The organism is Pseudomonas umsongensis (assembly GCF_002236105.1).
Lineage (GTDB): Bacteria > Pseudomonadota > Gammaproteobacteria > Pseudomonadales > Pseudomonadaceae > Aquipseudomonas > Aquipseudomonas umsongensis.
The window spans coordinates 2,182,854-2,205,574 of the sequence record NZ_NIWU01000001.1; the positions used below are offsets into that span (position 1 = coordinate 2,182,854).

The window sequence follows — 22,721 nt, forward strand, 5'->3', positions numbered from 1 at the left end:
GTGCCCGGCGAGTGACGAACGGGCTTACTGCGCGACCAGCGCTTTCTTCGCCTTGGCGGCAGCCTGTTCCTGGCCCGCTTGGGCAAGATCGTTGGCTGCCTTGAGCCAACGCTGCTGATCGACCTGAGCGGGCAGCTGGGTCGGATTCTGAATCAACACGGCCCATCCGCCGGCGTCCTTGAACGCTGATTCGAACGAACCAAACCCCATCATCAGCCGCTGATCCATACCTGCACGTAGCAAGACGGTCTGCTTCTGACGGTTGTATCCACTCAAAATCGCGTAGCGCGGTTCGGCCCAGAGCGCCGCGCCTTCGGTGAAGCGCACCATCACCGGGTAACCGGCCGCGACCTGGGTCAGCAAGGCGGGCAGATTGCTGTCAAGGGGATAAACCACCATCCCGTACTCGCGGGCGAGGTTCTGCATGTTCCGTTGCAACTGCGCCTCACCGCCCGGCAGATGCAATGGCTTGTCGAGTAAGCCAGGGGTGATCACGATGCCCTGTTGCGACAGCATGCTCGCCAAGACTTGCGGCCCGCTTTGATTGGCCACACCCTTGTAGAACCGGCCGCTGAGTTCGACACGCTCCGGCAGACGCTTGATCTGCGGCGAAACGCTCCCGGCGCACCCCGCCAAACTGGCAACACACCCCACAATCAGTGCCGCCGACAGCATTCGAGAAATTACTCGCACCATCATCTCTCTCTTATTCAGATGCCAGGCAATCGCATTCCCGGCTTGGCCGTCGATCATAGGGCGCCGCACTGCAGCGGTATAGCCTTAATCGGCAGTTGATCGTCTTCGATAGAGCAAACTGGTTGGTGATAGCCGACCTTTGGTCAATAGCCTGAAACACGCCAGCGACTAGACTGTCACTTGCATGGCGTGTGCGCCCGCAGCAGGGCGAAGAGGAGGCCTCGATGAGCCTGGCAATGACGATCGTAATGTTGATTTCTGGATGGTTGGCGGTAGCGGCCGCCATGTTATGGGGCGTTCTGCGCATCACCCGCCGGCACCATCATCCTGTCGAGCCGGCACCTCTGGCGAAAACCGAAAAAGCCAGCGCATCACACGCCACTGTCCACTGAACGCCCCCTGCTCACCCAAAAAATCAGTAAAAAAAACGGCCGCCTGGAATCCAGGCGGCCGCTTTATGTCAGCGAGGTTCAAGCCTCAGCGGTAACCCGCTTCTGCCGAGCCCGGCGGGACATCATGTTCAGCACCTCGATCGCTGCCGAGAACGCCATCGCCGCATAAACGTAGCCCTTCGGTACGTGGGCGCCGAAGCCTTCGGCGATCAGCGTCATGCCGATCATGATCAGGAAGCCCAGCGCCAGCATGACGACTGTCGGGTTGTCATTGATGAACTTGGCCAACGGATCAGCCGCCAGCAACATCACCAGCACCGACACCACCACGGCGATGATCATGATCGGCAAATGCTCGGTCATGCCGACAGCGGTAATGATGCTGTCGATGGAGAACACCATGTCCAACATCAGGATCTGACCGATCGCAGCGGCAAAGCCCAAGGTCACGGTCGAGGTCGCCGACTTCGGATCGTCCGGCGCCGGGTCCATGCTGTGGTGGATCTCGGTGGTGGCTTTCCACAACAGGAACAAGCCGCCAGCGATCAGGATCATGTCCTTCCAGGAGAATGCGTGGCCGAAGATCTCAATGACCGGCGCGGTCAGCTGGACGATGAATGCAATGGTACTCAGCAAGCCCAGTCGCAGGATCAACGCCATGCCGATACCGATACGCCGAGCCTTCTGCCGATGCTGCTCGGGCAGTTTGTTGGTCAGGATCGAAATGAAGATCAGGTTATCGATGCCGAGCACGATTTCCATCACCACCAGGGTGGCCAGGGCGACCCAGGCAGTGGGGCTGGCGGCTAACTGTAAAAGGTATTCCATGGGTCAGTCCTGACTCGCTGTAAGACGGTTTAGATTTCCTGGGAGGACGATGCGGATTTTTCCGCCTCTTTTTCCGATGATTCTTTTTTGCTGATCAACCCACCGGTGGCATCACTGAGCGCTTGCTCGGCGGCCTTGTGGGTATCGTCGATTGCCTGTTTCGCGCTTTCGGCAGCCTTGCCCATCAACTGCTGGGCGCTTTTTTCTGCCTGGTCGCAACCGGCCAGGACCAGCAAGGAGGTGATCAAGAAGGCCGTAGCTTTGAGTTTCATGGTGTTTTTCCTCGATATAACGAACGCAGCCGAAACGATGGCCCGTTGATAGCGAGGGATTCTAGGCAATTGAATACTTCAGGAAAATTCGTATTTTTAGCGGTTATACTTCGGTTTTAACGAACTAAATAAAAATTCACCCTGTAGGAGCTGCCGCAGGCTGCGATCTTTTGATCTTGATCTTAAAAACAAGATCAAAAGATCGCAGCCTGCGGCAGCTCCTACAAAGGAACGCAGCGTGCATGCTCAACTATCGACAATTGCATTACTTCTGGGTGGTGGCCAAGACGGGCAGCATCGTGCGCGCTTGCGAGCAACTGAACCTGACGCCACAAACCATCAGCGGGCAGATCTCGCTGCTCGAACAAACCTATGGCATTGAATTGTTCCGCCGGGTGGGTCGACAGCTTGAGCTGACGGAGGCAGGCCGGCAAACCTTGCCTTACGCCGAGCAAATGTTTCAGTTGGGGGGCGAACTGGAATTGATGCTGCGCGCGCAGCCCAACGAGCAGCAGATCCTGTTTCGCGTGGGCGTGGCCGACGTGGTGCCCAAATCCATCGTCTATCGCCTGATCGCGCCGACCATGGAGTTGAGTGAGCCACTGCGCATCACCTGCCGCGAAGACAAGCTCGAACGGCTGTTGGCCGACCTGGCCATCCAGCGCCTGGACCTGGTGATCTCCGACAGCCCGATGCCATCACACCTGGACATCAAGGGCTACAGCCAGAAACTCGGCGAATGCGGGATCAGTTTCTTCGCCACTGCCGAATTGGCGGCGCGCTATGGCCAGGACTTCCCCCGTAGCCTGCACGGCGCGCCCCTGCTGATTCCCGGGCCGGAAACCGTGGTGCGCAGCCGTTTGCAACGCTGGTTCGCCGAGCAGCAGATCCAGCCGCAGATCGTCGGCGAGTTCGACGACAGTGCCTTGATGCAGGCGTTCGGCCAATCCGGCAGCGGAATCTTCATCGGCCCGAGCGTGATCGCCAACGAAGTGCAGCGCCAATACGGCGTGCAAGTGATTGGCCAGACCGACGCGGTCAGCGAGTCGTTCTACGCCATTTCAGTGGAGCGCAAGGTCAAGCACCCTGGCATTGTCGCCATTACCGAAGGTGCCCGACGCGAGTTGTTTACCGAACTGTAAAGCCTCAGGCGCAGACTTCCCGGGGCTTGAACGTCATCAGGGCGATGGCCAGCAGGATTGAGGCGAGGATAAAAGCCGCTGCCGCGAAGCCAAGGCCTTGCAGCCCTACGCTGTCGATCACCCGCCCGCCGATCATCGCTCCCAGGCCAATACCCAGGTTGGCGCCGGCAATGTTCAGCGAAGCGGCGAACGCTGGCGCTTCAGGCGCGGCCTTCATCAGGCGCACGTGACTGACCAGGAACATCGCCGCCTGGGCCACACCCCAAACGCCCATCGCCGCGGCCAGACCAAAGGGCGAATGAATGTTCGGCACCAATGCCACCAGGCCGGCAATCATGAACGCACAGAACATCATCGACGCCATCAGCGGGTGACGATCCACCGCACGACCGCCCAGCGAGTTGCCGATCAACCCGACCGCGCCGAAGCCCATCAGGCACCAGCCAACCACGGTGCCGTTGAACCCGGCCAGGCGCTCAAGGATATCGGCCAGATAGGTGTAGGCCGTGAACATGCCGCTGAACACAATCACCGACAGCAACACATGACCCAGCATCAGCGGGCTGCGCAGGATCTTCAATTGCGACAGCAAACTCACCTGATGCTGGTGCAGGTTGGTTTTCGGCAAGTAGATAAACAGCAGCAGTGCCTTGGCAAAGGCGATGACCGCCAGAATGGCGAAAGCACTGCGCCAGCCGAACGCATCGGAAATCAACGTGCCCACGGGAATGCCGAACACCGTGGCACAGACTATGCCAAAGCCGATCTTGGCGATGGCGCGGCCGGCGTAATCGGGACCGACGATGTCCACCGCGGTCTCACTGGCCAGCGCCCAGAACACCGGCAACCCCAGCGCTGGAATCAACCGGGCAAGCGCCATGACCCAGATGTTCGGCGCCAGTGCCGCCAGGGTGTTGGCCAGGCCAAACATGATCAACACCGAGATAAACAGCTTGCGCCGCTCGAAGCGGGCGAAGTACGCCGTGAGGAATGGTCCGAATGCGGCGACAGTGAAGGCGAACAGGGTGACCAGCAAACCAGCTTGCGGGATGCTGACGTCCAGGTCCCGGGCAATGGCCGGTAACAGGCCGACGATAACGAATTCCGTGGTCAGCACCGTGAAGCCGGCGGCAGACAACAGAAGAATGGGCAACAGCATGCAAAACTCCAGAAAACGACAACACCAGCGATAGCCCGAAGGCCCACTGGCAGACATGAAAATGAGGATGGCGAATATTAACAGAGTGATTGCGCACGCGGTTGCACGAACCTGCAATTCGCGTCGCTTAGTCGAGCGGCAGTTCGTCACAGGCCTGAAGGATTCTTCCTACGCTGTGATAAAGTCCGCGCCCTGCAAAACGTACACCCAGCGTTCATCGACCTTTCATGAAGTCGATGGCGCGACCCTCTTCGGTTTCCTGCCTGAAGCTGCTCTACAGCAGCGGTGAAACCTTGCACTTATAAAAATCCGAGATGCCGTTTTATGACTGCTTCAGCCCCTTCTATATTGCAACCCTTGAAACGCCTGAGCCTGGTCACGCAAATCGTGATCGGCCTGATCGCCGGTATCGCCCTGGCCTCGTTCGCGCCTGAAGCGGCGAAATCCACGGCGTTCATCGGCAAAGTCTTCGTCAGCGCGCTCAAAGCGGTCGCGCCGATTCTGGTGTTCGTGTTGGTGATGGCATCGATCGCCAACCATAAGCACGGCCAGGAAACCCATATCCGGCCGATTCTGTTCTTGTATCTGCTGGGGACTTTCGCTGCCGCCGTGGTCGCGGTGGTTGCCAGCATGATGTTCCCGTCCAGCCTGGTGCTGTCGACCCATGACGTTGCAGTGACCGCGCCGGGCGGGATTGGTGAAGTGCTGCAAAGCCTGCTGCTGAGCGTGGTCGACAATCCGGTCAGCGCCTTGATGAACGCCAACTTCATCGGCATCCTGGCGTGGGCCATCGGCATGGGCATCGCCATTCGCCATGCGGGCGATACCACCCGTGAAGTGCTTGGAGACCTGTCCAATGGCGTGACCGTGATCGTGCGCCTGGTGATCTGCTTCGCGCCGCTGGGGATCTTCGGCCTGGTGGCCTCGACCCTGGCCACCTCCGGTTTCGGCGCCTTGATCGGCTATGCGCACCTGCTGGCGGTGTTGCTGGGCTGCATGCTGTTCGTAGCGCTGGTGATGAACCCGCTCATCGTGTTCTGGAAACTGCGCCGCAACCCGTATCCGCTGGTGCTGACCTGCCTGCGCGAAAGCGGCATAACCGCGTTCTTCACCCGCAGCTCAGCGGCGAACATTCCGGTCAACCTGGAACTGAGCAAGCGCCTGGGCTTGCACGAAGACACCTATTCGGTGTCGATCCCGCTCGGCGCCACTATCAACATGGCCGGCGCGGCGATCACCATCACCGTGCTGTCCCTGGCGGCCGTGCATACCCTGGGCATCGCCGTGGACATCCCGACCGCCATCCTGCTGAGCGTTGTTGCGGCAATCTGCGCCTGCGGTGCCTCGGGCGTGGCCGGTGGTTCGTTGCTGCTGATCCCGCTGGCGTGCAGCCTGTTTGGCATCCCGAGCGAAATCGCCATGCAGGTGGTGGCGGTGGGTTTCATCATTGGTGTGCTGCAGGACTCGGCCGAGACTGCGCTGAACTCGTCTACCGATGTGCTGTTCACCGCGGCTGCTTGCCTGGGCGAAGAACAGAAAGTCCAAAGATTGGCGTAACGCCGCAGACTCTGTGGGAGCGGGCTTGCTCGCGAAGGGGTCGTCAGCGTCAACATTAACGTTGCCTGACACACCGACTTCGCGAGCAAGCCCGCTCCCACAGGTCCGGTGCTGAGCATGAAAAATGATCGCCCACGAAAAAGCCCGCCCAGGCGCAAACCTGGGCGGGCTTTTTTGCAGCTGGACGGTTTAGAACGCGCCCATGTAGTCGCGCTTGCCCACTTCCACGCCGTTATGACGCAGCAGCGCATAGGCGGTGGTGACGTGGAAGAAGAACTGCGGCAGGCCGTAGGTCAGCAGGTAAGCCTGGCCGGAGAAACGCTTCTCTTTCGGCGTGCCCGGACGGGTCACGATCTCGATGCCTTCCTTGCCGTTGATCTGCTCGGGCGTGAACTCGCCGATGTAGGCCAGGACCTTGGCGATCAGTGCTTGCAGTTCGGCGAAGGTGGTTTCGCTGTCGTCGTATTTCGGCAGTTCGACTTCAGCCAGACGGGAAGTCACACCTTTGGCGAAATCAACGGCGATCTGCACCTGACGTACCAGTGGGAACATGTCCGGGTACAGGCGCGCTTGCAGGAAAGCGTTCGGGTCGATGTTTTTCGCAGTGGCGTGGGCCTCGGCTTTTTTCAGCACGTCGCTCAGGGCGTTGAGCATTTGCTGGAAAACAGGAACGGAGGCGTCGTACAGGGAAATAGTCATGGCAGTCTCGTGTGATGACAGGAGGAAAACGTCGGCCGATTATAGCCGTGCGCGGTCCTCCCGAGATCGCTCTTTTTGCTACTTGCCCGCACGCGCCTCCCGAGGCATGCCCAAGGCGCGCTCGGCAATGATGTTGCGCTGGATCTCGTTGCTGCCGCCATAGAGGGTGTCGGCGCGGCTGAACAGGTACAGAGACTGCAGCCGAGTCAGTTGATAAGGCGCAGCTTCGAGCAGTTCTGCCTCGGCGCCCAGTACGTCCATCGCCAGCTTGCCGAGGCTGGCATGCCAGGTCGACCAGAACAGCTTGTAGATGGTCGCCTCCTTGCGCAGCGATCCATCCTGGCTTCCCGAGAGCATGCGCAGCGAGTTGTAGCGCATGATCCGCAACCCACTCCAGGCCTCGGCCAGGCGTTGGCGCAGGATCGGATCGCGGGCAGCCCCGTTGCGCTTGGCGATGGCGATGATTTCGTTGAGTTCGTTCTGGAACTGCATCTGTTGGCCGAGGGTCGACACGCCGCGCTCGAACCCCAGCAACGCCATGGCGATTTTCCAGCCGTCGCCCGGCGCGCCGATAATATTGGCGGCGTCGGTGCGGGCGTCATCGAAGAACACTTCGTTGAACTCCGAGGTGCCGGTCAGTTGCTCGATCGGTCGCACGGTGATTGAAGCCTGGGCCATCGGGACCAGCAGGAAAGACAAACCTCGATGGCCGACGCTGCCCGGTTCAGTGCGAGCAATCACAAAGCACCAATCCGATTCATGGGCCAGGGAGGTCCAGACTTTCTGCCCGTTGATCACCCAACTGCCGGTCGCTTCGTCCAGCGTCGCGCGGGTCTTGACGTTGGCGAGGTCGGAGCCGGCCCCTGGCTCGGAATAGCCCTGGCACCAGAAGCTCGTGCCGTTGACGATCCCAGGCAGAAAACGCTGTTGCTGCTCGACCGTGCCGAATGCGGCAATAGTCGGCCCGGCCAGGCCTTCACCGATATGCCCCATGCGCCCTGGGCCGCCAGCGCGGGCGTACTCTTCGTGAAAAATCACCTGCCGCGTGATCGACAGCCCACGCCCGCCATGCTTAGGCGCCCAGCCGACGCATGTCCAGCCGCCCTCGGCCAGTTTACGCTCCCAGGCTTTGCGCTCTTGGGGAAACATGTGCTCATCGCCAGGGCCGCCGCGAAAACGCAGGGACTCGAATTCGCCACAGAGGTTGGCGCTCATCCAGTCGGCGACTTCCTGGCGAAAGCACTCGTCTTGCTCGCTGAAACTGATTTTCATGGTTGCTCTCCAAGAATCACCGCGGCGATCCGCTCGCGATGCCAGGCCGGCAGCCCGAGGAAGCTCTCGCTGGCGCGGGCGCGCTTGAAGTAGAGGTGTGGGTCATATTCCCAAGTGAAACCGACGCCGCCATGCAACTGGATCGACTCGGACGCGCAGTGGAAAAAGGTTTCCGAGCACTGCGCCTTGGCCAGCGCTGCTGCCAGCGGCAGTTCGCCCGCCACGTCGGCATCGCCCCGGGGATCAAGGGCTTCCTGAGCGACGCACGCCGCGTAGTAGCAGGCCGAACGCGCGCATTCGACTTGCAGCATCATGTCCGCGGCACGGTGTTTGAGGGCCTGGAAACTGGCGATGGGGCGACCGAACTGCTGACGCTCCTGCATGTAGGCCACGCTGAGGTCGAGCACCTGCTGCGCGCCGCCGGTCTGTTCGGCAGCCAGGCCGATGCAGGCCAGTTGCAGGACCTGCTCCAGGTGCGGCCAGCCGTTGCCGAATGTACCCAGCAGGCAGTCGGCTTCGAGGTACAGGCCCTTGAGCTCGATGCGAGCCTGGCGCCGGGTCTGGTCCATGGTCGGCAGCATTTGCCGCTCGATGCCCGCCCGCGCGGCGTCAATGGCGAACAGACTGATGCCCGCCTCGCCGGTCGATCCGGGTTGCCGTGCGGCAATGATCAAGAGGTCGGCGCCATGGCCATCCAGTACATGCTTGAGCGTGCCGTCGAGGACAAAACCGTCGCCCTCAGCCACCACCGTGGCCTGGACATCGCCGGCCGACCAGCCGTTGGCACTGCTGAACGCCAGGGTCGCGGTCAGGCTGCCGTCGGCAATCGAAGGCAACCAACGCTGCTTCTGTTCATCATTGGCGGCCAGCAATAACGCTGGCGTGGCCATGCAAGCAGTGGCGAAAAACGGCGAGCACAACAATCGCCGCCCCATCTGCTCCAGCAGGATTGCCAGCTCGACGAAGCCCAGCCCGAGGCCGCCATAGGCTTCGGGAATATGGATCGCGGGCCAGCACATTTCCTGGCATAACCGCTGCCAGAGGGCCTCGTCGAAACCCCGTTCGCTGACCATTGCCGCGCGCACGGCGGCCGAATCCGACACATCGGCGAGCAAGCCCTCGGCCGATGCGCGGATCATTTCCTGTTCGTCGCTGAATGCAAACTCCATCGCGGCGCCTTCTGCTCGTCTGGTGGGGCACGCGTGGCGCAACACCCCTTTGAACATGAAGTCTGCCGCTGTGCGGGCGCGGTGAAATCGTCAGCCTTGCCTAGTCCGAACGAGCGATGCCGTGGACAATGAAGCGCTGCACGCAGGCAAGGCTCGACTAACCTCCATCAACGAGGTCTTATAAGCCGAGAAAATCCTGACCAACCCTTAGCGAGGTTCCAGACACTGTGAGTACTGAGCAAGAAACGACTTTCGACGAACCACGCCTGAACAGCACGGAAATCCGCATTCTGGGTTCCCTGATCGAAAAACAGGCCACCAGCCCGGAAACCTACCCGCTGACCCTCAATGCCCTGGTGATTGCCTGCAATCAGAAAACCAGCCGCGAGCCGGTGATGAACCTCACCCAGGGCCAGGTTGGCCAGAGCCTGCGCGCCCTCGAAGGACGCGGCTTCGCCAGACTGGTGATGGGCAGCCGCGCCGATCGCTGGGAGCACAAGGTCGACAAGGCACTGGAACTGGTGCCAGCGCAGGTGATCCTGACCGGGCTGATGTTTCTGAGGGGACCGCAGACGGTCAACGAACTGCTGACCCGCAGCGGGCGCATGCATGATTTCGAGGATGCGGAGCAGGTCGTGCATCAGCTGGAACGCCTGATCGCCCGTGGCCTGGCAGTGCTGATCCCGCGTCAGGCCGGACAACGCGAAGATCGTTATACCCACGCACTGGGTGATCCGGCGGATATCGAAGCGATCCTCGCGGCCCGCCAAAACGCGCCGGAGCGTGGTGCTGGCGGCGCGGTATCGGTTGAACGAATCGAGGAGCTCGAAGCACGAATTGCCGCGCTGGAAGAGCGCTTGGCACGCCTCGAATAAAGGGGCGAGCCTTTGCGGGCGGCAATTGCGGCTGCCCGTCAATCAATAGGCAAGGCTGCTGCGGGCAAACTCCACGGCTTTTTGAAACTGCTCATCGGTCGGGCGCACACCGGTATAAAGCACGAATTGCTCCAGTGCCTGGATCGCAATCACTTCGAGCCCGGTGATGACATGTTTGCCCTCGGTACGAGCGCGCACGATCAGCGGAGTTTCCGCAGGAACCGCGACGACATCGAAGACGATATCCGCAGCCGCAATGGCATGGGCATCGAACGCCAACTGCTCGGCATGTGGGCCGGTCATGCCGATGGGCGTGACGTTGATGAGCATTTGCGGACGTTGCTCACCGAGCTCGGCTTGCCACGGGTAACCCAGCGACTGGGCCAATGCCTGGCCCGCGCGCTCATTACGCGCCACGATCAGGCCATCGCGGTAACCGCCATCGCGCAAGGCGCTGGCCACTGCCTTGGCCATGCCGCCACTGCCAAGCAACGCAAACGTGGTGTCCTTGGACACCTGGTGGGTCTGCAGCAACTGGGCAATGGCGATGTAGTCGGTATTGAAGGCCTTGAGATGGCCGTCGGTATTGACGATGGTGTTGATCGACTGGATGGCTGCGGCAGAAGGGTCCAGTTCATCGACCAGGGCTATGCAGGCTTCCTTGAACGGCATCGATACACCGCAACCCCGAATTCCCAGGGCGCGAATGCCGCCGACGGCGCCCGGCAGATCCTGACTGGAAAACGCCTTGTAGTAGAAATTCAGCCCCAACTGCTCATACAGGTGATTGTGAAATCGCAGGCCAAAGTTCCCAGGGCGTCCGGAGAGGGACATGCACAGCTGGGTGTCTCTGTTGGGGTTCATCTGCATATGAATCTCCTTGTGCTGCACTTTCGGATGGAAGGGATTAGCCTGCCCATCGGGTTCTGATCAATCATATTTGCGTGCACTGGCGGACGCCGCATGACCGTAAGGATGACGACACAGACCTTACACAAAATTTACCCGGCGGCTGTGCTGTTTTTTTAAAAAAAGCTGTCTTAGAAGTATCCCCGCGACATTCCTTGAGTCTATTGCAGACACAAGCGCCGGGGCGAAGCACCGAGGAGTCATCATGATCCGTAGAATCCCCACAGTGGCTTTGCTGATCGGCGCCCTCGCGGTCGCAGGCCAAGCAGAGGCCCATGGCGGTGGCGGTTGGGAAGGTCCGGCGGTATTTGGCGCGATCGTCGGCTCTGCCATCGTTGGCTCGGCAATCATCAACAGCAACCGGCCTGTGTACGTGACGCCGCAACCGGTCTACGCCCAGCCGGTTTATGCGCAACCGCAGCCGGTGTACATGGCGCCGCCCCCACCGGTCTACTACCAACCCGCACCGGTGTATGTGGGGCAACCGATCTACTACCGCCCGGCACCGGTCTATTACGGCCCACCCCGTGGTTACTACGGCCCACCTCGCGGCTACTACGGTCCGCCCCACGGCTACGGCCGCTGGTAATCCCGCGCGCGCAATCCGCCGTTCGTCGTCACAGGTCTGGAAAGATCCTGTCGGTGTCGTTCTCGGGACAGTGTCGACCGGTGAAGTCGGCAAGATTGACTCGCCCTTCCCTTTTGCGCCAGCAACAGCAATAACGGCGCCTGCAACGGGTCAATAACAACAAGGACGAGCTCATGCCCACGCAAAACCCGCACCGCATCAATGGCCTGTGCACTTGCAGCAAGGTCTACAACGCCCTGACGGAACTCAAGCAGCTCGAAGGTCATCGCAGCGCCAAGTTCCTTTCGCTACTGACGCAGAACCTGGTGAGAAAGGGACTGCTCAGCGAGCAGGAAGTGGTTCATATGCTCGACCAGGTGGTCGTCTGAGCGTCAGCCGGTGGGCTGACCTCACTGGCATCAATGACCACTATTGAAAACGTTGATTTTCCCTCGACGCACCCGGACCGTAAGGTGACTCCACAGATTGATGGAGGTCCCTATGATGTCTCAGATTCAGATCATGTCCGTTATCGGCAGCGCCGTTCCCGCACCGCTCAGAGCGCTTGGGTTGCTCGCCTGCTGGTACCTGGTCCAGGACGGCGAACAAATCAGCGGCCCGCTGACCTCACTACCGGACGCCCAGGCGTTGTCCCTGCAAATCGGCACGGGACAGCCGGGCAAGCTCAGTGCCTAAGGCAGCTGAACCCGCGGTTTGGTCTCGATGAAAATGGCCCAGCTCGACATGAACAGGGCCGCGATCAACGGACCGATGACAAACCCGTTGAGCCCGAACAGCGCCAGGCCGCCCAGGGTCGAGATCAGGATCATGTAGTCCGGCATCTTCGTGTCCTTGCCCACCAGGATCGGGCGCAGCACGTTATCCACCAGGCCGATTACGAATACCCCGAACAACCCCAGCACCACGCCTTGCCAGACTGCGCCGGTCAACAGGAAAAACGCCGCCACCGGCGCCCAGACAATCCCTGCCCCAACTGCTGGCAACAAGGACAGAAGCGCCATCAACACCGCCCAGACCAGCGCGCTCGGAATGTCGAGAAACCAGAAAATCATTCCGCCCAATGCACCCTGGGTAATCGCTACCAATAGGTTGCCCTTCACCGTGGCTCGCACCACGCGGTTGAACTTGAGCTGCAAACGGCGTTTCTGGTGTTCTTCCAATGGCACGGCCATGCGTACCTTGCGCGCGAGTTCAGCGCCGTCGCGCAGGAAGAAAAACAACAGGTAGAGCATGATGAAAAAGCTGACGATGAACTCGAATGTACCCTGGCCAAGACTGAACACCCGATTAGTCACCTCGCCGCCTGCCATCGCGCTCTTGACGATTTTCTCCCGAAGCCCGTTCAACTCTCCCACGCCGAACCGATCGAGCAAATGCTGGAAATACGGTGGCAAGTGATGCTTGAACTGCGTTACATACGCGGCAATGTCCAGCTCACCGCTCTCGATACTCTTGTACAGCGCCGTCCCTTCCTGAACCAGCAGGAAGCTGATGATGATCACCGGCAGGATCGCAATCACCAGGCAGATGCTTAACGTACAGAACGACGTCAGGTTGCGCTCCCAGCCGAACTTGAGCTGCAGCCGGCGCTGCATGGGCGCAAAGACAATCCCCAGGATCACCGCCCAGAACACCGCACCGTAGAATGGCAGCAGGATCCAGATGAACGCGATGCTCACCAACACCAGCAAAACCGCCAGCGATTTATCTTTTAGCGTCTCTTCGTTCATATCCGATCCTGGCCAGTCACCGGGCGCAACGTTGCGCCCTGATGCTTAGGCCATCACAGCGAGCGCGAGTGCCGTACGTTGTTCAAAAAGCATCGGAGGAAGGCGCCCAGGGGACCAATGGTGAAAATCCGGGCAAAAAAAAGGGGAGCACATGCCCCCCCGAGGTTTAAAGCGTTGTATCGCGGCCGTTAACTCAGCCTTCGATCTCGATCAGGATCTCGCCCGGGTTCACCCGGTCGCCCTTGGCCACGTGAATGGCGGTGACTTTGCCGGCGATAGCGGCCTGGACTTCGGTTTCCATCTTCATCGCTTCGGTGATCAGCACAGCCTGGCCCGCCTTGACACTGTCGCCTTCCTTGACCAGCACATCGACGATGTTGCCCGGCATGGTGGTGCTGACGTGGCCCGGTGCGCTGGCCTGCTTGCGCTTGCTGCTACCACCGCCGACGAATTCGTTGAGCGGCTCGAACACCACTTCTTCCGGCATGCCGTCGATGGACAGGTAGAAGTGACGCTTGCCTTCAGCCTTGACGCCCACACCGGTGATGTCGACGCGGTAGGTTTCGCCGTGGACGTCGATGACGAACTCGGTCGGCACGCCTTCGCCGCCAGCCGAAGCGACGCCGCCAGCTTCCGGAATCGGCAACAGCACTTCCGGGGTCAGGGTGCCCGCTGCACGCTCTTCGAGGAACTTGCGCCCGATGTCCGGGAACATGGCGTAGGTCAGCACGTCTTCTTCAGACTTGGCCAGGGCACCGATGTCGGCACGCAGCTTGGCCATTTCCGGCTTGAGCAGGTCGGCTGGGCGCACGTCGATCACTTCTTCGCTGCCGATAGCTTGGCGACGCAGTTGCTCGTTCACCGGGGCCGGCGCCTTGCCGTAGCCACCTTGCAGGTACAGCTTCACTTCGTTGGTGATGGTCTTGTAGCGCTCGCCGGCCAGCACGTTGAAAAACGCCTGGGTGCCGACGATTTGCGAAGTCGGGGTCACCAGTGGCGGGAAGCCGAGGTCTTCGCGAACCCGCGGAATCTCTGCCAGCACTTCGCTCATGCGGTTCAGGGCGCCCTGCTCTTTCAACTGGTTGGCCAGGTTGGAAATCATCCCGCCCGGCACCTGGTTGACTTGAACGCGGGTGTCGACGGCGGTGAATTCGCTTTCGAACTGGTGGTACTTCTTGCGCACGGCGTAGAAGTACAGGCCGATTTCCTGGATCAGCTCGAGGTTCAGGCCGGTGTCGTACTCGGTGCCCTTGAGGGCCGCGACCATCGACTCGGTGCCTGGGTGGCTGGTACCGGAGGCAAAGCTGGAGATTGCGGTGTCGATGTGGTCGGCGCCGTTTTCAATCGCCTTGAGCTGGCACATGGTTGCCAGGCCGGCGGTGTCGTGCGAGTGAATGAACACTGGCAGCGATTGCTCGGCCTTCAGCGCCCTGACCAGTTCGCCGGTGGCGTAGGGGGTCAGCAAACCAGCCATGTCCTTGATCGCCACCGAGTCGCAACCCATGGCTTCCATTTGCTTGGCCTGTGCCACGAACGCGTCGATGGTGTGCACCGGACTGGTGGTGTAGGCGATGGTGCCCTGGGCGTGCTTGCCGGCGGCTTTCACCGCTTCGATGGCGGTACGCAGGTTACGCACGTCGTTCATGGCGTCGAAGATGCGGAACACGTCGATGCCATTGACCGCTGCCTTGGCGACGAAAGCCCTGACCACGTCGTCGCTGTAGTGGCGATAGCCCAGCAGGTTCTGGCCGCGCAGGAGCATTTGCAGGCGAGTGTTAGGCAACGCGGCGCGCAGTTGGCGCAGACGCTCCCACGGGTCTTCCTTGAGGAAGCGTACGCAGGCGTCGAACGTTGCGCCGCCCCAGCATTCCAGCGACCAATAGCCGACCTTGTCGAGCTTGTCGCAGATCGGCAGCATGTCTTCAGTGCGCATGCGGGTCGCGAGCAGCGATTGGTGGGCGTCGCGCAGGATGGTGTCGGTTACGAAAATCTTCTTGGACATTGTTCTATTCCTCACAGGCCTGCGTGGGCGGCAATGGCGGCGGCGATGGCCAGGGCCAGCTCTTCGGGTTTGCGCTTGATCGAGTAGTTGGTCAGTTCAGGGTGGCTTTCGACGAAGCTGGTGTTGAACTGGCCGCTACGGAATTCCGGGTTACGCAGGATTTCCTGGTAGTAGGCCGCGGTGGTCTTGACCCCTTGCACGCGCATGTCGTCCAGCGCGCGCAGGCCGCGGTCCATCGCTTCTTCCCAGGTCAACGCCCAGACCACCAGTTTCAGGCACATGGAATCGTAGAACGGTGGAATGGTGTAGCCGGTGTAGATCGCCGTATCGGTCCGTACGCCCGGGCCGCCGGGTGCGTAGTAACGGGTGATCTTGCCGAAGCTGGGCAAAAAGTTGTTTTTCGGGTCTTCGGCGTTGATCCGGAACTGCAGCGCGAAACCGCGATGCTGGATGTCTTCCTGTTTCACCGAGAGCGGCAGGCCGGATGCAATGCGGATTTGCTCGCGGACGATGTCGATGCCAGTGATTTCTTCGGTGATGGTGTGTTCCACCTGCACCCGGGTGTTCATTTCCATGAAGTACACCTCGCCCTCGGCGAGCAGGAACTCCACGGTACCGGCGTTCTCGTAACCCACGGCCTTGGCTGCGCGCACCGACAGGTCGCCGATGTAGGCGCGCTGTTCCGGGGTCAGTTGCGGGCTCGGCGCGATTTCGATGAGCTTCTGGTTGCGGCGCTGGATCGAGCAGTCACGCTCGAACAGGTGCACCACGTTGCCAAAGCTGTCGCCGAGGATCTGCGCTTCGATGTGCTTGGGGTTGACGATGCACTTTTCCAGGAACACTTCCGCGGAACCGAACGCCTTGGTGGCTTCGGAAATGACGCGCGGGAACGCCTGTTCAAGTTCTTCACGGCTGTTGCAGCGACGGATACCGCGACCGCCACCACCGGAGGTAGCCTTGAGCATCACCGGGTAGCCGATACGGTCACCCTCGGTAAGGGCTTCTTCGATGCCCGAAACGTTGCCTTCGGTACCCGGGGTGACCGGGACACCCGCCTTGATCATGCTGCGGCGAGCTTCGGTCTTGTCACCCATGCGGCGAATGACTTCGGCCGATGGACCGATGAATTTGATCCCGCGTTCGGCGCAGATGTCGGCCAGTTCAGCGTTTTCCGAGAGGAATCCGTACCCAGGGTGCAAGGCATCGCAACCGGTTTCCACCGCCAGGTTCACCAGCTTGCGCGGGTTCAGGTAACCGGCCAGTGGCTCGGCACCAATACTGTGGGCCTCATCCGCACGTTTGACATGCAGGGCATGGCGATCGGCGTCGGAATAGATCGCGACCGAGCGAATGCCCATTTCGGCACAAGCGCGTACGATTCGTACGGCAATTTCACCGCGGTTGGCGATCAGGATCTTTTTTATCACTTGGAGTTTCCCTTGATCCGGTGGTACCCACGACCTGCTAGACCAGGTCGACGAGTGACCAAATGTTTCAATTTGGTCGCACCGCCACACTAGCGCTCACAAGGGATTAACAAAAATGAATAATTATTGGGTCATGCATAAGTAAAGACTTATAGTTGACACACCAGCCCGCGGCCAGAGTGCTCAAAAAATGCGTAAGTCCTTGATGCGTATGACATTACGTCAATTGCAGATCTTCAACGAAGTCTGTGACCTGAGGTCCTACAGCCGGGCAGCCGACGAAATGTCCCTCACGCAACCGGCCGTCAGCCTGCAGATTCGTCAACTTGAAGAGCTGGTTGGCCAGCCCCTGTTCGATTATGTCGGCAAAAAACTCTACATGACCGAGGCCGCAGAAGCGCTGCAACGAGCGAGCCGGGACATTTTCGGGCGCCTGGAAAACCTCGACATGCAACTGTCGGACATGCAGGGCTCCTTGCAAGGCCAACTAAAACTGGCGGTGGAATCGAGCGCCAAGTATTTCGTACCGCATCTGTTTGCCGCCTTCAAGCGCCAGCATCCGGAAGTGAATCTGCAACTGACGGTGGTCAATCGCGCCCAGGTGATTCGGCGACTGTCGGACAACCGCGACGACCTGGTGATCATGTCCATGGTGCCGCAGGACATGGGGCTGGAGTTCCTGCCGTTCTTGAACAATCCGATCGTTGCTGTGGCACCGCCGGACCACCCGCTGTGCCATCAGGGGCCTTTGCGCCTGCAGGATCTTGAGCCTTACACCTTGCTGATGCGCGAGGTGGGTTCGGGCACGCGATTGGCCTGCGAGGAATACTTCAAGGAGAAACGTGTGCATTTCAACCAGACCCAGGAGGTCTCCTCGGCCGAAGCTCAGCGCGAATGTGTGCTGGCGGGCCTGGGCGTGGCACTGTTGACGCGCCACGCCCTGAACCTTGAATTGGCCACCGGCGGCTTGATCGAGTTGCCGATCGAAGAACTGCCGCTCTACCGCAGCTGGTGCCTGGTACAGGCCAAGGCCAAGCGCCTGTCACCGGTGGCTCACGCCTTCCTTGCGTTCATTCGAAGCGAAAGAATTCAGATCAGCGCGCTGGTTGAGCGCTTCGACGGGAAGCTGTCGCGGCCGCCTGCCAGTAATTGAGCTCAAGGTCGCTAGTAAAATCGGCGATCTCGGCCAGCAGCTGACGCTGCTCACAACGATCTTCGATCGCACGGCGAAACGCCATGCGGCGTCGGTCTTCCTGCTGGCGACGGGTTTTGACGACACTGTTGCGTTCTTCGTAGGGCTGGGCCATTTGAGTTCTCCCAAGTCGAATACGGGAGTTTCAAGATAGGCGCGAGGGATGACGGTTTGGCGGCGGGTCGGTGACAGAGAGATGAACAATCAAAAGATCGCAGCCTGCGGCAGCTCCTACAGGGATTTGTGAACACCTGTAGGAGCTGCCGCAGGCTGCGATCTTTTGACCTTAGTCGTCCAGCGCTTTCACCGACTTGGGTGACAGGCGCAAGCTGCGCAGGCTGCGCTTGACGCTCTTGAGGTGGTTGACCAGGCTCGGCCCGCGGGCCATGGCCACGCCCATGGCCAACACATCGATCACCACCAGGTGGGCAATGCGCGAGGTCAGCGGCGTATAGATTTCGGTGTCTTCGTGCACGTCGATGGCCAGGTTGACGGTCGACAGTTCAGCCAAAGGCGTCTGGCTAGGGCACAAGGTGATCAATGAGGCGCCGCTCTCACGCACCAGGTTGGCGGTGATCAGCAGATCCTTGGAGCGGCCGGACTGCGAAATGCAAATCGCCACGTCGCTTGGTTTCAGGGTAACCGCCGACATCGCCTGCATGTGCGGATCGGAATACGCCGCCGCCGTGAGCAGCAAGCGGAAGAACTTGTGCTGCGCATCCGCCGCCACCGCACCGGAGGCGCCGAAACCATAGAATTCGACGCGCTGGGCCTGGGACATGAGCGTCACCGCACGCTGCAACTCCAGCGGATCGAGCTTCTCGCGAACCTCCATCAGCGTGTGCAGGGTGGTGTCGAAAATCTTCAGGCTGTAGTCCGCTACCGAATCGTCCTCATGGATCGCGAACTGCCCGAAACTCGCGCCCGCCGCCAGGCTCTGGGCCAGCTTCAGCTTCAAGTCCTGGAAACCCGAGCAACCGATGGCGCGGCAAAAGCGCACGATGGTCGGCTCACTGATCCCCACGCTGTGGGCCAGGTCCGCCATGGAACTGTGCATCACGGCCGCAGGATCAAGCAAAACGTGATCGGCGACCTTGAGCTCCGACTTGCGTAACAGGTGGCGAGACTGGGCGATGTGTTGCAGCAGATTCAAAGGGCTGGACTCTTTTTTATTTGGCAGGCGCCGGGGATGTAGCACGCTTGTAGTTATACTACATGAATCGCCTTTTTGCCTGCTCAATAAGTAACTGAATTGTCTTCGTCACACCCTGTTTTGGCGGGATGGGCTTTATGTAGCAGCGGATCCGGCCTTTGCCACCCAGGATTTTTTGCGAAAAAAAGCCCGCAGTGTGAGCGGGCGAAAGACCAAAGAAGCTATATGCGCAGTCGCTTCCAGGTGGAGAAAGCTGCTTGGGGGATCAGCTTCCTCGGTACGTTGAATAGCTGTAGGGCGAAATGAGCAGCGGTACATGGTAGTGATCCTGCTCGGCAGAGATGCCAAAACGTAGCACCACCACATCCAGGAATGCCGGCTCCGGCAACTGGACACCACGGGCGCGGTAATAGTCGCCCGCATGAAACTGAACCTGGTAGACGCCGGTCCGGTACTCATCGCCTTGCAGCAGCGGCGCATCGACACGACCATCGCTGTTGGTTATCGCGCTGGCGACCAATTCCAGCTGCGAACCTTCAACGCGGTACAACTCGACCTTGATCGAGCTGCCCGGGCAACCATGTGCAGCGTCCAAAACATGTGTAGTCAAACGTCCCATTGATTCTGCGCACCTGTCTGCGTGGAGCAGCCAGGCTTCGCGCCTCCCGAAGTCAGATGAAAAGGAGACCGCACCGATTCGGAGCACGAAAAGCTGCGGCGAGCGATTGATTAAGACACTTTTCAAAAAAATTGTACACAATAAAAACGACATTTTTGCGACTGATGGCGCCAACGATAAAAATCCCGCGGATTTCCTGTGAAACCCGCCACCTCTGAACCGTGCAATCATTAACTGACCAGCCAGGCAGGTTTCTTGCAGGTGCTTGTCATTAACACGCAAAGATGACCGTTAACGAAAAATGCAAAAAATCAGGCTTACAAAGTGAATATAAAGTTGTATACAATCACCCCATCGCTGTGACGCCACCCAGTGATCCAACCTTTAGTCGCGTCACACCAACTGTCACCACGAATATAAGAAGGAAGACTGCAGTGAGCGCTGACTACCCTCGCGACCTGATCGGTTACGGCAGTAACCCTCCGCACCCACACTGGCCGGGCAATGCCCGCATCGCCCTGTCATTCGTTCTCAACTACGAAGAAGGCGGCGAGCGCAATATCCTGCACGGCGATAAAGAGTCCGAAGCATTCCTCTCGGAAATGGTGTCTGCCCAGCCGCTACAGGGCGCGCGCAACATGAGCATGGAATCGCTTTACGAGTATGGCAGCCGCGCCGGCGTCTGGCGGATTCTGAAGCTGTTCAAGGAATTCGACATTCCGCTGACCATCTTCGCCGTGGCGATGGCCGCCCAGCGTCACCCGGATGTGATCCGCGCGATGGTCGATGCCGGCCACGAAATCTGCAGCCACGGCTACCGCTGGATCGACTACCAGTACATGGACGAAGCGCAGGAACGCGAGCACATGCTCGAAGCGATCCGCATCCTCACCGAAATCACCGGCGAGCGTCCGCTGGGCTGGTACACCGGTCGCACCGGCCCCAACACCCGCAAGCTGGTGATGGAAGAAGGCGGTTTCCTCTACGACTGCGACACCTACGACGACGACCTGCCCTACTGGGAACCGAACAACCCCACCGGCAAGCCGCACCTGGTGATCCCGTACACCCTGGACACCAACGACATGCGCTTCACCCAGGTGCAGGGCTTCAATAAGGGCGACGATTTCTTCGAATACCTCAAGGATGCGTTCGACGTGCTCTACGCCGAAGGCGCGGAAGCCCCGAAAATGCTGTCGATCGGCCTGCACTGCCGCCTGATCGGCCGTCCGGCGCGTCTGGCTTCGCTCAAGCGCTTTATCGAATACGCTAAAAGTCATGAACAGGTGTGGTTCAGCCGCCGCGTCGACATCGCGCGCCACTGGCAGGAAACCCACCCGTACCAAGGGGCCGCGAAATGAGCGCCTTTCAAACATTGAAACCCTCGACCCTGAGCCGCGACGCCTTCGTCAAAGCCTTCGCCGACATCTACGAACATTCGCCATGGGTGGCCGAGAAGGCCTTCGACCTGGGCCAGGACGCTTCGATCGACCAGATCGAAACCCTGCACCAGCGCATGAGCGACATCCTGTTGAGCGCTGATCACGAAAGCCAGTTGGCCCTGATCAACGCTCACCCGGACCTGGCTGGCAAAGCTGCCGTCCAGGGCCAGTTGACCGAAGCCAGCACCCATGAACAGGCTGGCGCCGGTATTCACCAATGCACGGCCGAAGAGTTCCAGCGCTTCACCGAGCTGAACGACGCCTACAAGGCCAAGTTCAAGTTTCCCTTCATCATGGCGGTAAAAGGCAGCAACCGGCATCAGATCCTCGCGGCGTTCGAAACGCGCATCCACAACCCGGTAGATACCGAGTTCAAGTGCGCGCTGGCGGAGATCAACAAGATCGCCCTGTTCCGATTACTGACCCTATAGCGAGTTTTGCCCGAGTGTTAAAAACGCTGAAGCACCCAGGGCACTGCAAGCATCCCAAGCCAACTTATTAAAGGCAGACAAGAAGAATGAAAGCTTACGCCGTACCTTTCGAGAAGTTCGTCAACCTGGCCGACGCCCGCCTGGGCACCAAGATCATCTCGGTCACCGATGACTGGTTCGCAGACGCCAACCGTCTGTTTCAACCGACCCCGGCCGTATGGAAGGAGGGCGTGTTCGATGATAACGGCAAGTGGATGGACGGCTGGGAGTCGCGCCGCAAGCGCTTCGAAGGCTACGACAGCGCCGTGATCCGCCTGGGCGTGCCTGGCTCGATCAAAGGCGTGGACATCGACACCTCATTCTTTACCGGCAACTTCCCGCCGTCGGCTTCTCTGGAAGCCTGCTTCCTGGCCGAAGGTGAGCCAGACGAAAACACCCAGTGGACCGAAGTGCTGTCGGCCGTCGAGCTGCAAGGCAACAGCCACCACTACCACGAAATCAGCAACGACCAGGCGTTCAGCCACCTGCGCTTCAACATCTACCCGGATGGCGGCGTGGCCCGCCTGCGCGTGTACGGCATCCCGTTCCGCGACTGGTCGGCGGTGGGTGACAACGAGCAGGTCGACCTGGCGGCAGCCCTCAACGGTGGCCGCGCCCTCGCCTGCTCCGACGAGCACTTCGGCCGCATGAGCAACATCCTCAACCCGGGCCGTGGCATCAACATGGGCGACGGCTGGGAAACCGCACGTCGTCGCACGCCAGGCAATGACTGGGTGATCGTCGCCCTCGGCCATCCGGGCGAGATCGAGAAAATCATCGTCGACACCCTGCATTTCAAGGGCAACTACCCGGACAGCTGCTCGATCCAGGGCGCGTTCGTGAAGGGCGGTACTGACAGCCAGATCGAAACCCAGTCGCTGTTCTGGCGCGAACTGCTGCCAAGCCAGAAGCTGGAAATGCACGCCGAACACACCTTCGCCGAGCAGATCAAGGCACTGGGCCCGATCACTCACATCCGCCTGAACGTGTTCCCGGACGGTGGTGTGAGCCGCCTGCGCGTCCTCGGCAAGGTCGCTAAATAAGGTGTAGATGATCGTTCCCACGCTCCGCGTGGGAATGCATACCGTGACGCTCCGCGTCACAGTGGACGCGGAGCGTCCATGGCG

At 60.1% G+C, this 22,721-nt stretch carries 25 protein-coding genes; 11 read left to right on the forward strand and 14 right to left on the reverse strand.

Translation table 11 applies throughout. From position 1 onward, the window contains the following. Nucleotides 1-24 precede the first annotated feature (24 nt). Complete coding sequence (locus tag PSUM_RS09880) at nucleotides 25-753, reverse strand: peptidase C39 family protein (protein WP_083349436.1); 729 nt, start codon at nucleotides 751-753, stop codon at nucleotides 25-27. 167 nt (nucleotides 754-920) lie between these two features. On the opposite strand from PSUM_RS09880, the gene PSUM_RS31830 reads away from it, so the two are divergent. Further along, nucleotides 921-1,088: a hypothetical protein gene (locus tag PSUM_RS31830; protein WP_020800928.1), complete on the forward strand. Its 168-nt coding sequence runs from the start codon at nucleotides 921-923 to the stop codon at nucleotides 1,086-1,088. Nucleotides 1,089-1,166: 78 nt separating this feature from the next. On the opposite strand, the gene PSUM_RS09885 is transcribed toward PSUM_RS31830, so the two are convergent. Both PSUM_RS09885 and PSUM_RS09890 read right to left on the reverse strand, forming a co-directional pair. Next, nucleotides 1,167-1,916 carry a TerC family protein gene (locus PSUM_RS09885; RefSeq protein ID WP_020800929.1) on the reverse strand — a complete coding sequence of 250 codons (750 nt, stop codon included), beginning with the start codon at nucleotides 1,914-1,916 and terminating at the stop codon, nucleotides 1,167-1,169. A 29-nt stretch (nucleotides 1,917-1,945) separates the two neighbouring features. Next, nucleotides 1,946-2,188, reverse strand: a complete 243-nt coding sequence (locus tag PSUM_RS09890; RefSeq protein ID WP_020800930.1) for a hypothetical protein — start codon at nucleotides 2,186-2,188, stop codon at nucleotides 1,946-1,948. A 242-nt stretch (nucleotides 2,189-2,430) separates the two neighbouring features. Between PSUM_RS09890 and nhaR the strand changes: the two genes are divergently transcribed. After that, the gene (nhaR, locus tag PSUM_RS09895) at nucleotides 2,431-3,330 is read left to right on the forward strand and encodes a transcriptional activator NhaR (protein WP_020800439.1); all 900 of its coding nucleotides are present in this window, start codon (nucleotides 2,431-2,433) and stop codon (nucleotides 3,328-3,330) included. A gap of 4 nt (nucleotides 3,331-3,334) precedes the next feature. Here nhaR and PSUM_RS09900 read toward each other — a convergent pair whose 3' ends face one another. Next, nucleotides 3,335-4,489, reverse strand: coding sequence for an MFS transporter (locus PSUM_RS09900; RefSeq protein ID WP_033042886.1), 1,155 nt, complete (start codon nucleotides 4,487-4,489; stop codon nucleotides 3,335-3,337). Nucleotides 4,490-4,813: 324 nt separating this feature from the next. Between PSUM_RS09900 and sstT the strand changes: the two genes are divergently transcribed. Continuing rightward, nucleotides 4,814-6,046 carry a serine/threonine transporter SstT gene (sstT, locus tag PSUM_RS09910; protein WP_083349438.1) on the forward strand — a complete coding sequence of 411 codons (1,233 nt, stop codon included), beginning with the start codon at nucleotides 4,814-4,816 and terminating at the stop codon, nucleotides 6,044-6,046. 189 nt (nucleotides 6,047-6,235) lie between these two features. On the opposite strand, the gene PSUM_RS09915 is transcribed toward sstT, so the two are convergent. From PSUM_RS09915 to PSUM_RS09925, 3 genes are all read right to left on the reverse strand, one after another. Next, the gene (locus PSUM_RS09915; protein ID WP_020800435.1) at nucleotides 6,236-6,745 is read right to left on the reverse strand and encodes a DUF1993 domain-containing protein; all 510 of its coding nucleotides are present in this window, start codon (nucleotides 6,743-6,745) and stop codon (nucleotides 6,236-6,238) included. Between the two features lie 78 nt (nucleotides 6,746-6,823). Then, nucleotides 6,824-8,017: an acyl-CoA dehydrogenase family protein gene (locus tag PSUM_RS09920; RefSeq protein WP_020800434.1), complete on the reverse strand. Its 1,194-nt coding sequence runs from the start codon at nucleotides 8,015-8,017 to the stop codon at nucleotides 6,824-6,826. Then, nucleotides 8,014-9,186: an acyl-CoA dehydrogenase family protein gene (locus PSUM_RS09925; RefSeq protein WP_033042888.1), complete on the reverse strand. Its 1,173-nt coding sequence runs from the start codon at nucleotides 9,184-9,186 to the stop codon at nucleotides 8,014-8,016. The genes PSUM_RS09920 and PSUM_RS09925 overlap by 4 nt, the downstream gene beginning before the upstream one ends. A 227-nt stretch (nucleotides 9,187-9,413) precedes the next feature. On the opposite strand from PSUM_RS09925, the gene PSUM_RS09930 reads away from it, so the two are divergent. Continuing rightward, nucleotides 9,414-10,061 carry a YceH family protein gene (locus PSUM_RS09930; protein WP_020800432.1) on the forward strand — a complete coding sequence of 216 codons (648 nt, stop codon included), beginning with the start codon at nucleotides 9,414-9,416 and terminating at the stop codon, nucleotides 10,059-10,061. Between the two features lie 42 nt (nucleotides 10,062-10,103). Here PSUM_RS09930 and PSUM_RS09935 read toward each other — a convergent pair whose 3' ends face one another. Further along, nucleotides 10,104-10,931, reverse strand: coding sequence for a shikimate 5-dehydrogenase (locus PSUM_RS09935; RefSeq protein WP_020800431.1), 828 nt, complete (start codon nucleotides 10,929-10,931; stop codon nucleotides 10,104-10,106). Nucleotides 10,932-11,175: 244 nt separating this feature from the next. Here PSUM_RS09935 and PSUM_RS09940 point away from each other — a divergent pair, with 244 nt between their 5' ends. From PSUM_RS09940 to PSUM_RS09950, 3 genes are all read left to right on the forward strand, one after another. Next, a complete protein-coding gene (locus PSUM_RS09940) occupies nucleotides 11,176-11,559 on the forward strand; it encodes a hypothetical protein (RefSeq protein ID WP_020800430.1) in 384 nt (127 codons plus the stop codon). 173 nt (nucleotides 11,560-11,732) lie between these two features. Beyond that, nucleotides 11,733-11,927, forward strand: a complete 195-nt coding sequence (locus tag PSUM_RS09945) for a hypothetical protein (protein ID WP_020800429.1) — start codon at nucleotides 11,733-11,735, stop codon at nucleotides 11,925-11,927. Nucleotides 11,928-12,042: 115 nt separating this feature from the next. Then, nucleotides 12,043-12,234 carry a hypothetical protein gene (locus PSUM_RS09950; protein WP_032831464.1) on the forward strand — a complete coding sequence of 64 codons (192 nt, stop codon included), beginning with the start codon at nucleotides 12,043-12,045 and terminating at the stop codon, nucleotides 12,232-12,234. On the opposite strand, the gene PSUM_RS09955 is transcribed toward PSUM_RS09950, so the two are convergent. The 3 genes from PSUM_RS09955 to PSUM_RS09965 form a co-directional block, all read right to left on the reverse strand. Continuing rightward, nucleotides 12,231-13,289: an AI-2E family transporter gene (locus tag PSUM_RS09955; protein ID WP_020800428.1), complete on the reverse strand. Its 1,059-nt coding sequence runs from the start codon at nucleotides 13,287-13,289 to the stop codon at nucleotides 12,231-12,233. The genes PSUM_RS09950 and PSUM_RS09955 overlap by 4 nt on opposite strands. A 193-nt stretch (nucleotides 13,290-13,482) precedes the next feature. After that, nucleotides 13,483-15,291: a sodium-extruding oxaloacetate decarboxylase subunit alpha gene (oadA, locus tag PSUM_RS09960; protein WP_020800427.1), complete on the reverse strand. Its 1,809-nt coding sequence runs from the start codon at nucleotides 15,289-15,291 to the stop codon at nucleotides 13,483-13,485. 11 nt (nucleotides 15,292-15,302) lie between these two features. Beyond that, the gene (locus tag PSUM_RS09965; RefSeq protein WP_008056950.1) at nucleotides 15,303-16,718 is read right to left on the reverse strand and encodes an acetyl-CoA carboxylase biotin carboxylase subunit; all 1,416 of its coding nucleotides are present in this window, start codon (nucleotides 16,716-16,718) and stop codon (nucleotides 15,303-15,305) included. A 190-nt stretch (nucleotides 16,719-16,908) separates the two neighbouring features. Between PSUM_RS09965 and PSUM_RS09970 the strand changes: the two genes are divergently transcribed. Next, nucleotides 16,909-17,871: a LysR family transcriptional regulator gene (locus PSUM_RS09970; protein WP_033042890.1), complete on the forward strand. Its 963-nt coding sequence runs from the start codon at nucleotides 16,909-16,911 to the stop codon at nucleotides 17,869-17,871. On the opposite strand, the gene PSUM_RS09975 is transcribed toward PSUM_RS09970, so the two are convergent. From PSUM_RS09975 to uraH, 3 genes are all read right to left on the reverse strand, one after another. Further along, nucleotides 17,813-18,025 carry a PA3496 family putative envelope integrity protein gene (locus PSUM_RS09975; protein WP_083349439.1) on the reverse strand — a complete coding sequence of 71 codons (213 nt, stop codon included), beginning with the start codon at nucleotides 18,023-18,025 and terminating at the stop codon, nucleotides 17,813-17,815. The genes PSUM_RS09970 and PSUM_RS09975 overlap by 59 nt on opposite strands. A gap of 171 nt (nucleotides 18,026-18,196) precedes the next feature. Next, nucleotides 18,197-19,063: a transcriptional regulator HexR gene (gene hexR / locus PSUM_RS09980; RefSeq protein ID WP_008056956.1), complete on the reverse strand. Its 867-nt coding sequence runs from the start codon at nucleotides 19,061-19,063 to the stop codon at nucleotides 18,197-18,199. A gap of 265 nt (nucleotides 19,064-19,328) precedes the next feature. After that, nucleotides 19,329-19,682 (reverse strand): hydroxyisourate hydrolase, encoded by a 354-nt coding sequence (gene uraH / locus PSUM_RS09985; RefSeq protein WP_020800424.1) that lies wholly within the window; start codon nucleotides 19,680-19,682, stop codon nucleotides 19,329-19,331. A 434-nt stretch (nucleotides 19,683-20,116) separates the two neighbouring features. Here uraH and puuE point away from each other — a divergent pair, with 434 nt between their 5' ends. The 3 genes from puuE (at nucleotide 20,117) to alc (ending at nucleotide 22,637) form a co-directional block, all read left to right on the forward strand. Further along, the gene (puuE, locus tag PSUM_RS09990) at nucleotides 20,117-21,043 is read left to right on the forward strand and encodes an allantoinase PuuE (RefSeq protein WP_020800423.1); all 927 of its coding nucleotides are present in this window, start codon (nucleotides 20,117-20,119) and stop codon (nucleotides 21,041-21,043) included. Then, nucleotides 21,040-21,555 carry a 2-oxo-4-hydroxy-4-carboxy-5-ureidoimidazoline decarboxylase gene (gene uraD / locus PSUM_RS09995; protein ID WP_020800422.1) on the forward strand — a complete coding sequence of 172 codons (516 nt, stop codon included), beginning with the start codon at nucleotides 21,040-21,042 and terminating at the stop codon, nucleotides 21,553-21,555. Before puuE ends, uraD begins: the two co-directional genes overlap by 4 nt. 86 nt (nucleotides 21,556-21,641) lie before the next feature. After that, nucleotides 21,642-22,637 carry an allantoicase gene (gene alc, locus PSUM_RS10000; RefSeq protein WP_020800421.1) on the forward strand — a complete coding sequence of 332 codons (996 nt, stop codon included), beginning with the start codon at nucleotides 21,642-21,644 and terminating at the stop codon, nucleotides 22,635-22,637. The last annotated feature ends 84 nt before the right edge of the window (nucleotides 22,638-22,721 follow it).

Coding starts and splice junctions, on each gene's coding strand:
- PSUM_RS09880 (WP_083349436.1), bottom strand. CDS start 753: ATGATCGACGGCCAAGCCGGGAATGCGATTGCCTGGCATCTGAATAAG.
- PSUM_RS31830 (WP_020800928.1), top strand. CDS start 921: ATGAGCCTGGCAATGACGATCGTAATGTTGATTTCTGGATGGTTGGCG.
- PSUM_RS09885 (WP_020800929.1), bottom strand. CDS start 1,916: ATGGAATACCTTTTACAGTTAGCCGCCAGCCCCACTGCCTGGGTCGCC.
- PSUM_RS09890 (WP_020800930.1), bottom strand. CDS start 2,188: ATGAAACTCAAAGCTACGGCCTTCTTGATCACCTCCTTGCTGGTCCTG.
- nhaR (WP_020800439.1), top strand. CDS start 2,431: ATGCTCAACTATCGACAATTGCATTACTTCTGGGTGGTGGCCAAGACG.
- PSUM_RS09900 (WP_033042886.1), bottom strand. CDS start 4,489: ATGCTGTTGCCCATTCTTCTGTTGTCTGCCGCCGGCTTCACGGTGCTG.
- sstT (WP_083349438.1), top strand. CDS start 4,814: ATGACTGCTTCAGCCCCTTCTATATTGCAACCCTTGAAACGCCTGAGC.
- PSUM_RS09915 (WP_020800435.1), bottom strand. CDS start 6,745: ATGACTATTTCCCTGTACGACGCCTCCGTTCCTGTTTTCCAGCAAATG.
- PSUM_RS09920 (WP_020800434.1), bottom strand. CDS start 8,017: ATGAAAATCAGTTTCAGCGAGCAAGACGAGTGCTTTCGCCAGGAAGTC.
- PSUM_RS09925 (WP_033042888.1), bottom strand. CDS start 9,186: ATGGAGTTTGCATTCAGCGACGAACAGGAAATGATCCGCGCATCGGCC.
- PSUM_RS09935 (WP_020800431.1), bottom strand. CDS start 10,931: ATGCAGATGAACCCCAACAGAGACACCCAGCTGTGCATGTCCCTCTCC.
- PSUM_RS09940 (WP_020800430.1), top strand. CDS start 11,176: ATGATCCGTAGAATCCCCACAGTGGCTTTGCTGATCGGCGCCCTCGCG.
- PSUM_RS09945 (WP_020800429.1), top strand. CDS start 11,733: ATGCCCACGCAAAACCCGCACCGCATCAATGGCCTGTGCACTTGCAGC.
- PSUM_RS09950 (WP_032831464.1), top strand. CDS start 12,043: ATGTCTCAGATTCAGATCATGTCCGTTATCGGCAGCGCCGTTCCCGCA.
- PSUM_RS09955 (WP_020800428.1), bottom strand. CDS start 13,289: ATGAACGAAGAGACGCTAAAAGATAAATCGCTGGCGGTTTTGCTGGTG.
- oadA (WP_020800427.1), bottom strand. CDS start 15,291: ATGTCCAAGAAGATTTTCGTAACCGACACCATCCTGCGCGACGCCCAC.
- PSUM_RS09970 (WP_033042890.1), top strand. CDS start 16,909: ATGCGTAAGTCCTTGATGCGTATGACATTACGTCAATTGCAGATCTTC.
- PSUM_RS09975 (WP_083349439.1), bottom strand. CDS start 18,025: ATGGCCCAGCCCTACGAAGAACGCAACAGTGTCGTCAAAACCCGTCGC.
- uraH (WP_020800424.1), bottom strand. CDS start 19,682: ATGGGACGTTTGACTACACATGTTTTGGACGCTGCACATGGTTGCCCG.
- uraD (WP_020800422.1), top strand. CDS start 21,040: ATGAGCGCCTTTCAAACATTGAAACCCTCGACCCTGAGCCGCGACGCC.
- alc (WP_020800421.1), top strand. CDS start 21,642: ATGAAAGCTTACGCCGTACCTTTCGAGAAGTTCGTCAACCTGGCCGAC.